Source organism: Streptomyces albiflavescens, assembly GCF_014645835.1.
GTDB lineage: Bacteria > Actinomycetota > Actinomycetes > Streptomycetales > Streptomycetaceae > Streptomyces > Streptomyces albiflavescens.
In genome coordinates this window covers 263,888-276,362 of the sequence record NZ_BMMM01000013.1, presented here as the reverse complement: position 1 = coordinate 276,362, position 12,475 = coordinate 263,888, and the positions used below count along the sequence as shown (strand labels likewise).

At 69.9% G+C, this 12,475-nt stretch carries 9 protein-coding genes and 1 tRNA gene; 8 read left to right on the top strand and 2 right to left on the bottom strand.

Going from position 1 to position 12,475, the window contains the following annotated elements:
- Nucleotides 1–26: 26 nt before the first annotated feature.
- Nucleotides 27–1,367, bottom strand: coding sequence for an ABC transporter substrate-binding protein (locus tag IEY95_RS31965; RefSeq protein WP_189189651.1), 1,341 nt, complete (start codon nucleotides 1,365–1,367; stop codon nucleotides 27–29).
- A gap of 457 nt (nucleotides 1,368–1,824) precedes the next feature.
- Here IEY95_RS31965 and IEY95_RS31960 point away from each other — a divergent pair, with 457 nt between their 5' ends.
- The 3 genes from IEY95_RS31960 (at nucleotide 1,825) to IEY95_RS31950 (ending at nucleotide 5,751) form a co-directional block, all read left to right on the top strand.
- Entirely contained in the window at nucleotides 1,825–2,832 is a 1,008-nt protein-coding gene (locus tag IEY95_RS31960) for a LacI family DNA-binding transcriptional regulator (protein WP_189189650.1), read from the top strand.
- A gap of 101 nt (nucleotides 2,833–2,933) precedes the next feature.
- Entirely contained in the window at nucleotides 2,934–4,310 is a 1,377-nt protein-coding gene (locus IEY95_RS31955) for a glycoside hydrolase family 172 protein (protein ID WP_189189649.1), read from the top strand.
- Entirely contained in the window at nucleotides 4,303–5,751 is a 1,449-nt protein-coding gene (locus IEY95_RS31950) for a glycoside hydrolase family 32 protein (protein WP_189189648.1), read from the top strand. Before IEY95_RS31955 ends, IEY95_RS31950 begins: the two co-directional genes overlap by 8 nt.
- A 153-nt stretch (nucleotides 5,752–5,904) precedes the next feature.
- Here the strand turns inward: IEY95_RS31950 and IEY95_RS31945 are convergent.
- A tRNA-Met gene (locus IEY95_RS31945) sits at nucleotides 5,905–5,978 on the bottom strand.
- A 401-nt stretch (nucleotides 5,979–6,379) separates the two neighbouring features.
- On the opposite strand from IEY95_RS31945, the gene IEY95_RS31940 reads away from it, so the two are divergent.
- The 5 genes from IEY95_RS31940 (at nucleotide 6,380) to IEY95_RS31920 (ending at nucleotide 12,365) form a co-directional block, all read left to right on the top strand.
- Nucleotides 6,380–6,853, top strand: coding sequence for an ABC transporter ATP-binding protein (locus tag IEY95_RS31940; protein WP_189189647.1), 474 nt, complete (start codon nucleotides 6,380–6,382; stop codon nucleotides 6,851–6,853).
- A gap of 785 nt (nucleotides 6,854–7,638) precedes the next feature.
- On the top strand, nucleotides 7,639–8,520 hold the full coding sequence (locus IEY95_RS31935) for a phosphotransferase enzyme family protein (RefSeq protein WP_189189646.1): 882 nt from the start codon (nucleotides 7,639–7,641) through the stop codon (nucleotides 8,518–8,520).
- On the top strand, nucleotides 8,517–10,445 hold the full coding sequence (locus IEY95_RS31930; protein ID WP_189189645.1) for an ABC transporter ATP-binding protein: 1,929 nt from the start codon (nucleotides 8,517–8,519) through the stop codon (nucleotides 10,443–10,445). The genes IEY95_RS31935 and IEY95_RS31930 overlap by 4 nt, the downstream gene beginning before the upstream one ends.
- Nucleotides 10,446–10,525: 80 nt before the next feature.
- Entirely contained in the window at nucleotides 10,526–11,743 is a 1,218-nt protein-coding gene (locus IEY95_RS31925; RefSeq protein ID WP_189189644.1) for a bifunctional class I SAM-dependent methyltransferase/NUDIX hydrolase, read from the top strand.
- Nucleotides 11,744–11,786: 43 nt separating this feature from the next.
- Nucleotides 11,787–12,365, top strand: a complete 579-nt coding sequence (locus tag IEY95_RS31920) for a hypothetical protein (RefSeq protein WP_189189643.1) — start codon at nucleotides 11,787–11,789, stop codon at nucleotides 12,363–12,365.
- The last annotated feature ends 110 nt before the right edge of the window (nucleotides 12,366–12,475 follow it).

Sequence of the window (12,475 nt, the reverse complement as noted above, 5' to 3'; positions counted from 1 at the left end):
CATGAGCGGCGCCGTGGCGCCGACAGCTACTTGATGGTCTTCTCAACACTGCGTACGGCCTCTTCGGGGCTGAGGCTGCCGCCCATCACGCCGTAGAAGCTGTCGTACATGGCGCTGGCGGTGGCCGCCGAGACGACCAGGTCGGGCTGGGCCTCGGGACTCTTCCAGCCGGGCTTCGCCGCTGCGGCGAGGACGGCGGCGAAGACCGGGTCCGAGGCGGTGTCGACGTCCGGCTTGTACGTGGTGACCGGCGGCTGGGCGTTGTCAACGAGGATCTTCTGGCCCGCGTCGCTGTAGTAGAACTGGATGAACGCCTTGACCGCGGCGTACTTCTTCTTGTCCTTCTTCACCTTTGCGCTCACGACGAACGGCGCCGAGGGAACGTTCATGACGATCTTCTGCTCTCCGACGCCGTCGGAGAAGGTCGGCCCGGCCCAGAAGTCGGTGCTCCTGCCCACCTTGCTCTTCTGGATCTTCGCCGCCTCCCAGACGCCCGCGTCGAGGAAGGCCGCCTTGCCCGCCATGTAGGAGGCCACGGCCTGGGCGTAGGTCTGGGTGGACATGTTGGCCGGGAAGGCGCCGGCCTCGGCGAGTTCGCGCACGTGCCGGTAGAGGCGCAGGAAGTCGGCGTTGTCGTAGCGGACCCTGCCGGACAGGATCGCCGGGTACTTCTCCTCGTACCCGAAGCGGTCGAGCATGGTGAGGAAGGCCCACACGCTGAACGACGAGTTGTTCGCGCCCTGGGCGATCGGCACGACTCCCGCCGCCTTCAACTTCTTCACCGCGGCGAGCAGCTCGTCGAACGTCTTGGGCAGGGCGATCCCGTGCTCGCCGAGGATGTCCTTGTTGACGTAGAAGCCCGTGATCAGCGCCTGGTAGGGCACCCCGTACTGGGTCCCGTCCGCCTGGAATCCGGCGAGCATGCTGGGGGCGAACTTCGTCTTGAGGTTGTCCTCGTCGAGGATCGGGGTGAGGTCCAGCAGGTCGCCGTCCTTGACCATGGTCTTCGCCAGTGAGTCGTACACCCAGAAGATCTCCGGCAGCGTGTCGCTCTGCGCCGCGATGGTCATCCGCTGCTCATGCTGCTCGACCGGTTGGCCCTCCAGTTTGATCTTCATATCGGGGTGGGCGGCGTTGAACTCCTGGACCAGCTCATACGTGGCCGGGTCCTGGGTCTTGCTGTCCGGGTTGTGCATGGACAGCGTGATCAGGCCGTCCGACGCCGCGCCGCCCTGGCTGTTGGTCGCCGAGCCGCATCCGGCCGCGGTTGCGAGCAGGGCGCTCGCGGTGGCGCATATCAGGAGCCTGCGTGAGATGCCGGGGCGCTTTCTCGACGGGAGGGGCGCGGGCTGAGGGGAGGTCGCCATGGTGCTGTTGCCTTCCGGGAGCTGGGTGAGGCGGAACCGGGGCGGGGGGGGGACGGGACACCGGTGCGGTGATCGGCGCGGGCCGTGAGGGTTCTGATGTCCGATGCGCCTGGGCATTCGGCGTGGGGACCGGTGTACGGCGCGGCGCGCAAACGTTTCGATGAAAGGTACTCGGGAGTCGCGGGCTGTCAATACCGTGTGTCGGTGTTGTTTCCGGGTGAAAGAGAGCTCGCACTGGTCATACGCATTGACTGGCACCGTGAGGGCGTGCCAAGGTCTGCGCAATCGTTTCGATGAGTTCGTGAGGTCGTCGGAGCGGGATGGACCTACGGCCTGATAGACCGGACGCGCTGACAGAGCGTGGACCGACGGGCCCACGCAACTGATGGAACTCATGGAACGGACGGACCGAACCAGCGGATCCGATCCGATGGCCCAAGGAGGCGGCGAATCAGCAGTGGCGACGATCTCCGACGTCGCACGGATCGCGGGCGTGTCCACGTCCACCGTGTCGCACGTCATCAACGGCACGCGGCCGGTCCGCGACGAAACCCGCACCCGGGTCGAGGAGGCGGTCAGGGCCACGGGCTATCGGCGCGACAGCCTCGCCCGCGCACTGCGCCGCTCCCGCACCGACTCCATCGGTCTGATCGTCACGGACGTGGCCGAGCCCGCCTTCGCCGCGATGGCCCGCGGCGTCGAGCGGGAGGCCATGGCCGCCGGCTACACCCTGCTGCTGGCCAACTCCGGCGAGGACCCCGCGCTGGAAGCCCGCGCGCTGGAGGTGCTCACCGAACGCCGTGTCGACGGCGTTCTGATCGCCCCTGTCGCCCGGTCCCGGAGCGAGGAGATCACCGGCGTCATCGACCAGGGCACCCCCGTCGTCCTCATGGACCGTCTGGGCGGTGTCAAGGCCGACCAGGTCGGGGTCGAGAACACCGCTCCCATGCGGGAACTGGTACTGCACCTGGCGCAACGGCACGGCCACCGCCGTATCGCACTCGCCGCGGGCGACGCCGACGTGTCCACCATCGCCGAGCGCCGGCGCGGCTACCTGGAGGCGCTCGCCGCGGCAGGCATCGAGGTCGACGACACACTCGTCGTCACCGGCAGCGGCCGCGCGGACGACACCCGCGAGCGGATGCTGGGCGTCCTGCGGCAGCCGCAGCCGCCGTCGGCGGTGGTCGCGGCCAGCACCGAGACCGCCGTGGGCGTGCTCGAGGCGGCGAAGCAGCTGGGTCTGGCCGTGCCGGAGACCTTCGCCTTCGCCACGTTCGACGGCTTCCCCCACTCCGACCTGTTTCGCCCCGGCATCACCACGGTGACCCAACCCGCCCACGAGATCGGCGCCACGGCGATGCAACTGCTGATCAGCCGCATCGACGGCACGCTCACCTCCCGGCACCGCTCCATCCGCCTCGAGCCCGAGATCACCTACCGCGAATCCTGCGGCTGCCCCGACTGAGCCTCACTTCCACGAGGAGGGCGGCGGGAGAGGTCCAGTCTCCCGCCGCCCGAGTTCAGCGACGCACCATCACGCACGATCACCGAAGGGAACACCTTCTCATGCCCTCGTCCCTCGACCACCTCACCCGGCCCACGGCGGCGCGCACGGCCCGCGTCTCCAGTTGGGACCAACGCGGCCGCAACCAGGACTACTGGACCACACCGGCCCACTCCACCCGGGTCCTCGCCGACCTCGAGGGACCCGGCCGGATCTCCCACATCTGGATGACCCAGTTCTGCCGCCGCACTCTCGGCCCCGGCCTGATCGATCCACTGGAAGCAGACACCGTCGCCCCGGTCATGGAGATCCACAACGCGCTCGGCGTCAACTGGGAGGAACCGGACCCCGATTACTACCGCAAGGTCCTCATCCGGATCACCTGGGACGACGAGGAGGAGCCCGCCGTCCTCGTCCCGCTCGGCGACTTCTTCGGCATCGGCCACTGCCTGCCCAACAGCTACCAGTCGGCCCTGTTCACCGTCTCCGCCAAGCCCGAGGAGTCCCTGATCCCCGGTGGCAGCGCGGCCCTGAACTGCTGGACGCCGATGCCCTTCAACAAGCGCGCCCGCATCGAGCTGGTCAACGAGAACGACCTGCCGATCCAGCAGTACTTCTACATCGACTACGAGCTGTACGCGGACCCGCTGCCCGAGGACACTCTTTACTTCCACGCCCGTTGGAACCGCAGCAACCCCTGCAACGGCTGGGCCCCCGACATCCAGACCAACAGCCCCGAGGTCAACATCGCCGACCTCACGGGCGAGGACAACTACGTCATCCTCGACACCGCCGGCCGCGGCCACTATGTCGGCTGCAACCTCTCCGTCCACCACCGGCAGGGCAGTTGGTGGGGCGAGGGCAACGACATGATCTGGATCGACGACGACTTCCTGCCCGACGGCTCCACCAGCTGGCCGCCCTCGCTGCACGGCACCGGCACCGAGGACTACTTCAACCACGCCTGGGGGATGCAGAAGAACGCCTACCTCTACCACGGTGCGATCGTCCACGAGGCGGACGTCCCCGGCTATTCGGTCAACTACCGCTTCCACGTGGCCGATCCGGTCCGCTTCGAGGAGCGCATCCGCGTGACCGTGGAGCACGGCCACGGCAATCACCTCGCCGACGACTGGGCGTCGACCGCGTACTGGTACCAAACCCTGCCCTCACCGAAGGCGACCGTCCTCCCGCTGGAACAGCGTCTACCGGTCCGCCCCGCCGGACAGCCGATGCCCATCGCCGCGGCACGCACCGGTGCGGTCGCCGAGGAGATCGCAGTGATGCGCGAGAGGTACCGGGAGCGTTTCGAACACCACATGGAGCACCTCGCCGAGCGCACCCGGCAGCGCGGCGAGCGCTCCCTTCAGGAATCCGAGGCGAACGTCAAGCAGGCCGCCGTCGTCCGGCGCCGCTACGACGAGCGCGCCCATGGCTGAGACCCGCATCGCAGCCCCGGTCACGCTTGACCCGCATTTCCCCGCAATCCACCTGCGCCCCCCGGCGAACTGGCTCAACGACCCGAACGGCCTGGTCTTCCACGAAGGCCACTACCACGTCTATTTCCAGTACAACCCGCATGGCGCCCGCCACGCCGACATGCACTGGGGCCACTTCCGCAGCCGCGATCTGATCCGCTGGGAGCCGATGCCGGTGGCCCTCGCCCCCACGCCCGACGGCGAGGACCGGGGCGGAGTGTGGTCGGGCAACGCGGTGTCGTACAAGGGCCGTATCACCGCCTTCTACTCCGCCCGTCACCCGGACCGCCGGCACCAGCCGGTGACCTCGGCACACTCCCTCGACGGCGGCACGACGTTCACCAAGCACGGCCGACTGCTCATCCCCGAACCGCCCGACGGCACCACCATGTTCCGCGACCCCTATGTGTGGAGGGACGGAGACCGTTGGCGGATGCTCGTCGGCGCCGCGCTCGCCGACGGCCGGGGAGCCGCCCTGGAGTACGTCGCCGACGACCTGGACCACTGGCGGTACCAGGGCATCTTCCTCGCCCGCCCGCCGCACCCCCTGCGCGGCGGCCGCACCACCGAGGAGGGCTGGGAATGCGCCCAGTACGTCTCCTTCCCCGAAGGAACCGGAGCCGTCCTCGCCAGCGCCTGGGACCCGGAGGACGGCGCCATCTGCGCCGTCTACTGGCCGGGCCGCGAACAGGACGGTGAGTTCCACGCCGCGGCGCCCCAACTCCTGGACCACGGACCCGATTTCTACGCCCCCGCCCTGCTCCGCGCCCCCGACGGACGGTTCCTGATGTGGGCCTGGATCTGGGAAGCCAGGGATGAGGAACGGGTCGGCGCACCCAGCACGTGGACCGACGAGGCCGGCTGGGCCGGGATGCTGTCGCTGCCCCGCGAACTGGCGCCCGGCACCGGCGGCGAGCTGACCCAACAACCGGCCCGCGAACTGCTCAACCTGCGGGGCGAGCACCGGATCGCCGCCACCGGCCGGGTGACCGCCGAGCAGCCTGTGATGCTCGGTGAGGTGGCCCGGGCAAGCGACTTGACCGTGAGTCTTGAACGCGGCGGACGACTCCGGCTGCTCACCTCCTCGGACGGGACGGAGTACCTCGACGTTCTCCACGACCCGGCCACGGGTGAGCTGGTCGTCGATCGCGACCACGCTTCGCTGGACCCCCGCGCCAAGCGCGGCCGCTGGCAGCTCCCGGCGGAACAGCCGACCGCGATCCTACGGATCCTTCTGGACCACTCGGTCGCCGAGCTCTTCACCGCCTCCGGCCGCACCCTCACCGTCCGCTTCTATCCCGTCGGCGACGGCCCCTGGCGCGTGCAGGCGGACGCCGTGGGCGTTGCCACCGCCGCGTACGCGGTTCAGGCATGGGACCTGACAGCACCGGGACCACCGTGAGGTGACACCGCGCGATGGCGGTCCAGGCTGGGCCGGCATCAGGCTCCGGGTCAGTCCCGGACCAACTCGATGTCGACCGAGACTCGTCAACACCCGGACCGCCACGGCCAACGACTCGGGCCCGCCGCATCACGCGACGGGCCCGGTCCTTCGTGGCCGAGGCGGGATTTGAACCCGCGACCTCTGGGTTATGAGCCCAGCGAGCTGCCTACCTGCTCCACCCGGCGGACTCCACTGTATGACGCCCCATCAATCCCCACGAGTGATTTTCAAGCGCCCCGGTACCTTCGACGGCTGCGGAGGAATCAGGTCACCGGACATCTCAAGAACGCTGTCCGTTGGTTCGGGAGACACCGTTCCTGGCCGGGCCGGTTGCCACCGGGGACTTCGCCGTCCCGGTTCTCCACCTCGCCCGTGCGGCGTGAGGCGTCGGGGACGGGGAACCGACGTATGGAGATTCCCCGCGTGAACCGTGTGCCCGGCGGCGCCGGTGTGGGTGATGGCTCCGCGGAACGACGACTGCCAGCATGGTCCTGTGGTGTTGATCCCGGGCTGGGCATGGCGCGGCGGTGCGTTTCGCCGGGCAGTGAGCATCGGCCTTCCAGTCGGTGTCCTCTGCGGTGCACTTGTGCTCGCCGAGTCGGGCTCATGGGTGGGCGCGGCTCTGGTGGCCATGATCCTCAGCCCCTTCTACGGAATCAGGGTGGCCCGTCGGATAAGCCGAGCCTGGCCGGGAGCCAGAGACCTGGACTCCGCCGACCGGATGGCGGTGGTTCGTGCCACCCGGCGGGGTGAGGACATCGGTCATGCCCGACTGGCGCACGCCGTCCTCGACTACGGCAGCGCGCTGCGAGCGGCCCGGGAACGAGATCGGCTGTTCCCATGGATGCTCCTGATCTGCGTCGGACTGTCTGTGGCCCTCGCGCTGAGCGACACGTTCACCGGATCGACCCGGGAAGCAATGGTGTCGTGGCTGGTGGTCGCGTTCTTTCTCGTTGAACTGACCTGGTGGCCCAGTGGGCAGTCTCACGTCATGTCCAACGCGGAGCGAGCGGAGACGTCGGCCCGAGAGGTCTTGCGACCGAACACGCCCGGCGAGTGAGATGAAGATGTTCAGTCCGGTCGAACCATGGATCGGACCGGACTGGCCTCGTCCCGCCCCTCCGCCATGAGCGAGCGCCCTCCGCACGCCACCGCCCCACGGCCCCGGCCGGCCTCCCCCGACCAGTCGGGGCATTTCCCTGTTCGCGCCCAAGCGTCGTGGCGTCGGGCAGAGCCGGCACTGCTTCCGCGGCAAGGATGACGCCGACAAGACCTGCTACCTCCTCACTACGGGTCCTGCGCAGCCGAGATGCCAGCCGCGGGCGTGATCGGACACGGGCATGGTCGGCCGCGGCCGCGTTCGCCCGCGCGCCATGCCTGTGCCGGCCCCGGCGATTGTCAGTGCCGCGCGCGAGAGTGTTCCCTCGCGCCCGAAGCCAGTGCTCCGCCGGAGGGATCACGATGCAGCCGCAGCGGGGGGTCACGCAATCCCCCACACGTGTTCCGCGCCCCTTCCGAACCCCGACGAGTGAATTCGAACGGGACATCACGGAGCTCGGCTCAGGCGGCACTTGGCCCGCCCGGCCACCATCGAACTCGCGATCGAAGATTCGCCCGGGTCGGCCCGTGTCGGCTCCTTGATCAGGTGCGTTGTCCGGGTGCTCAAGCCAGCCCGTCATCACAGGAGGACTCCGTGAATCCCATGCCCGTGCTCGTCGCCCTTCATCCTGTTTTCGAAACTGCGCCTGCAGCAGTGGCGGCGCCGGTCCGCTTCCGGCGGCCCGTTGCGGACGCCCGGCGCGCCCTGTTCTCCTCCGCAGCACACCCGTCATCGAGGTGGGGGGTATGACCGACGCGAAGATCCTTCCGCCTGCCGTGCGGGCGTGGGCTCAGGGGCACATCGGGCCGATCACGGCCGTACGGGATGTCTCTCATCGGCGTACGGCCTCCCGGGTGTGGGAACTCGTGCGGCCCGGCGGTCGGGCTGTCTATCTCAAGATCGCGGCCGGACCGGTGCCCTACCAGCGGGAGTCCTTCGCCTACCGCTCGGCAGTGCCGGCGCTGGGCTCGGGAGCGGCGCCGCAGCTGGTCGAGTCCAGCGCGGAGCATTTCGCGTTGCTGGTCACCGCGATCCCGGGTCGCCCTCTGGCCGAGCTCCCGCTGGCGCCGGCCGAGGAACTGGAGGCCTACCGGCAAGCTGGTGTGCTCTTGGCCCGTCTCCATGCGGCGGGCGATCTGCGCGGGGTACACAGGGTGGAGGCAGAGGAGGCGCTGCACCGCGCGGCGAGCGGCGTGGACAGGCACCTCGCCGCGGCCGGCGATCGGCTGAGCGCGCCGGAGCAGCAGCTCGTGCGGCGTCTGGCCGAGGAACTGCTGCTGGTCGGGTCGGTGCCGCTGGCGTTCCTGCACGGTGACGCGTGGGCGAGGAACGTGCTGTGGTCGGACCGGTCGGCGTGGGTCGACTTCGAGCGGGCCCGCTTCGGCGCCGCTGTGCAGGACTTCGTGGTGATGAGCTGTGGTGTCTGGGCCGACAACCCGCGGCTGCGGACCGCGTTCTTCCGCGGGTACGGCCGCGAGCTGTCCCCGGCCGAGCGGCACGCCCTGACCTGCCTGGCGGCGCTCGACGCTGCGAGCTGCCTGGCGTGGGCTCCCGAGCACGGCGACATCGAGGTCGCCGACCGTGGTCGCAAGACGCTGGACCGGCTGATGACGGGGGGCTTCGCATGACGGAATCCGTGACCGATGGCCGCCAGGAGTACGGGGCGGAGGATGCGTCGGCCGTGCCGACCGCGCGCCAGGGGCCACCGCGGCCCGCGGCGCCTCCGGAACTGGACTACAACGGCCGCAAGCACCGCAGGGCGATGGACAACGCGTCGTTGGTGGAGATGGCGCGGCGGATTCCGCGGGCGCTCGCCCAGACGGCCTGGCTGGCCTGGTCCGTTGACCGACGGATGGCGATCACCATCCTGGTGTGCCAGTTGATGTCCGGTGTGGGCACGGCCGTGATGCTCACCGCCGTGTCCAAGGCTCTGCCGCTGCTGACAACGGCCGATCCCGGAGCGGGACTTGCCCAGGCGTGGCCGGCGCTCGCCGTCGCCGTGGTCGCGCTGGGCGCCGGCTCGGGCATGTGGATCCTCGCGGACTGGGCGACCCGCCGCCTCAACCCGAAGATCGCCTCCGCCGCGGATCTGGCGCTGGTGGACCTGCACATGCGCGCCGAACTGTCCGCGTACGACACGCCGGGCTTCACCGACCGGGGCCAGGCCGCAGAGGTCGGCGCGATGCGCGCGGTCGACCTCGCCGACGACGCGAAGACCCTGACCAACGGATTCGTCCAGCTGGTGTCCGCCGCAACCGTCCTGACCTCTTTACACCCGCTCCTGCTGGGGGTGTTGCTGTTGTCGGTCGTCCCCCGCGGCTTGGGCGGCGTGGTGGCCGCGCGGATCGACTACCGGGTCCACGACCGGACCATCTCCGCCCGTAACGTGCGCGGGATGATGCGGTGGTGGCTGACCACATCGGAACTCGCCGACGAGCTGCGCGCCAACACCATGAGGGGATACCTCCATTTCTGGTACCGGACGATGTGCGACCGGGTCGAAGGCCGCGAGCTGGAGGGCGCACGCCCGTACCTCTGGGTGACGCTGCTCGCCGCGTCCCTGGCCGGCCTGTTCACCCTGGGGATGTGGGCGTCGCTCGCCGCGCTCGTCCTGGCCGGCAGCATGACCACCGCGATCGCCGGGACCGCGATCGTCGCCTCGCAGACGGCCGGCCGCGCCCTCAACTCCATCGTTCGGTACGGCGCCGTGATGTTCCACCACGGCCTCTACCTCAGTGACTACTTCGACTTCATTGCGGAGGTCGGCTCGATGACGGCCGCGCGCGGCAGCGCGCGGCCGAAGGCACCCGAGAAGATCCGCTTCGAGTCGGCCGGTTTCACCTATGCGAGCAAGGGCACGCCGGCTCTGCACCCGATCTCCCTCACCTTCGAGCGTGGGCAGGTCATTGCCCTGGTGGGCGAGAACGGCGCCGGCAAGTCCACCTTGATCCGCATGCTCACCGGCCTGACACTGGCGACGGAGGGCGCCGTCTACTGGGACGACACCGACCTTGCCACCGCGGACGCCGAGGCGGTCTGGCAGCACGTCGGCCTTGTTCCGCAGAAGAGCGGCCACTGGCCCCTGGCCGCCCGGGAGAACATCACCCTCGGCCAGCCCCGCCACCACGATGACGCACCCATCTGGGACGCGGCGGACCGCGTCGGCATGGCCGATCATGTGCGCGAACTCCCTGACGGGCTCGACACGTTGCTCGCCCGATCGGTGTGGGGCGGACAGGAGCTGTCTGGCGGGCAATGGCAGAGGCTCGCCTGCGCTCGCGCCATGTACCGTCGGCCGGCCGTCCTCGTCCTGGATGAGCCGACGAGCGAGATGGACGCCCGCGGCGAGCACCTGATCTTCCGCGAGCTGCGGAAGATGGCCCCGGACCGGATCACCGTCGTCGTCACCCACCGCCTGGACAACGTCCGCATGGCGGACCGCGTCATCGTCCTCGACAAGGGACGCATCCGCGAGGAAGGCACCTTCGACGACCTCGTCCAGACCGACGGCAGTCTCCTGGGCGAGCTGTACGCGCTCGCCCAGGACCGCTGACTCGATCACCAACCGCAGGCGGGGCCGCACCACAGCGCGGCCCCGCCCCTCCCCCGTTCCCGACGTCCCACAGGAGCATCATGACCAGCATCGGCGCCGAAGCGACGAACTCCCGCGCATGGACGGCGTACGGCGAGCACCACCTCCGGCGCGGCACGCACGTACCCGAGGTCGACCGCCTGGCCTGGGGTTTCTGGCCCACCGGCCCGGGCACCGAAGTCCTCGGCGACCTCTGCGGGCAGCGAGTTCTGGACCTCGGCTCAGGCCTTGGCAAGTACGCCGCGTTCCTCGTCCGCGAGCACGGCGCCCGCATCGACGCCGTCGACTCCTCCCCCACTCAGCACGAACGCGCCCTCGCCCGGTACGGCGATCTGCCCGGCCTCACCCTTCATCTGGCCGACGCCGCCGACCACCTCGTGCGGGCCGACCCGTACGACCTGATCTACTCCATCCACGGCCTCGGCTACATCGATCCCCGCCGCCTGCTCCCCGCCCTCACCACCGCGCTCAAGCCCGGCGGACGCCTGGTGTTCTCCGTCCTGCACACCGACTTGAACGGCCGCGGCCCTTCCCCGACCCTCACCGTCCGGCCGGAGAACCTGCACCTCGCCGGCAGCGATGACCCACTGACCGTATCCATGTGGGTGCTCACCCCCCAATTGTGGGAGGACCTCCTTGGCGAGCACGGCTTCGTGGTCGACCGGATTGAGACCCTCGACGCCCCCGAGGACGACAACCCCGTCTCGTGCCGTCTCTTCCACGCCCGGCGCCGCGTTCGGATCACGAGCCGGCCGCGCACCAGCCGACCCCCGGAGCCGAACGACGCACTGGGGGTCGGCGCGCTCCTCCACGGCCCGCGAGGTCTGCTGCTCGGCCTGCACCGCCGAGGGACCAGAGAGCTCCCGGGAGGGAGGGTCGAGCCCGGCGAGTCCTACGCCGGCGCCGTGGTGCGCGAGGTCAAGGAGGAGACTGGATGTACCGCCCGTGAGGAGGACGTCGTCCTGCTCGGAACACTGCTCGACGACGTCGGCGACGTCGTTCGGACGACGGTGGTCGCCCTGGTGACCCGTTGGGCGGGCGAGCCCTCGGACCAGCCGGACGAGAGTGTGAGCGACTGGCGTTTCTACCCGCTGGATCAACTCCCGGACGGCCTGTTCGACCCCAGCGCGCAGTGCCTCACCGCGTGGCGTCCCGACCTCTCGATCGACCATCCCCCCGCGCGCTTCCATCCGTTCGCGCCCTGTGCATCGGTCACGCCGTCAGCCGGCGAGGAAGGCGCGCCGACCGTAGCTGAGTAGGAGGACTCATGACGCTCCGCCGCGACGCGGGGAGGATCGGGGCATGACAATGATCAGGACGACACGGGTCCGGCTCGGGATACTGCCGATGGCGGTGCTGGCCGTGCTGGCGGCGGGTTGTGGAACGCATCGGCCAGGAAACGACGCCGGGGCGGACGGGCCCTCGCGGGCCCCGACGGCTACGCCGAGCAGGCCGGTGGACTTCCGGTGCCCCGGCGAGAGCGCCACGCCGGCGGCACCGACGACCGCGGTCACCTCGGTCCCGGCCGCGCCGCCCACGGACCACTACGCCGAGAACCACGGCTTCATGGTCCCCTTCCCGCTGCACGGGGAGCGCCGCTGCGAGGGGCTCGCGGCCGTCGGGCGCGTCCAGCGCGCCCTCGAACCACTGCGCGAGCGCGGTGACTTCGACCCGGAGAGCACCCGCAGCGCGCTCACCGGCCTCGGCTACGCCGTGGGGAAAGTGCGGTCGTATCAGGACGGTCCCACCGGAGTCGGCTTCCTCATCGATGCCTTCCCGCTGTGTGTGGAGGGCACGATGGACCGCAAGTCCACCCAGGCGGACGCCTTCGGCGGCTATCCCGACCACCCCGGCTGCGACCGTCCCTCCGGTGGCCACTGACCGCAGCCCACGGTGAGCGGGTGCGCGCGCTGGGGCGGCCGTCATTCACGCGGTACCACCTTTGATCGAGCACGTTGCTGGATCCCGCACCGTCCTTCGACCTGTCGGCG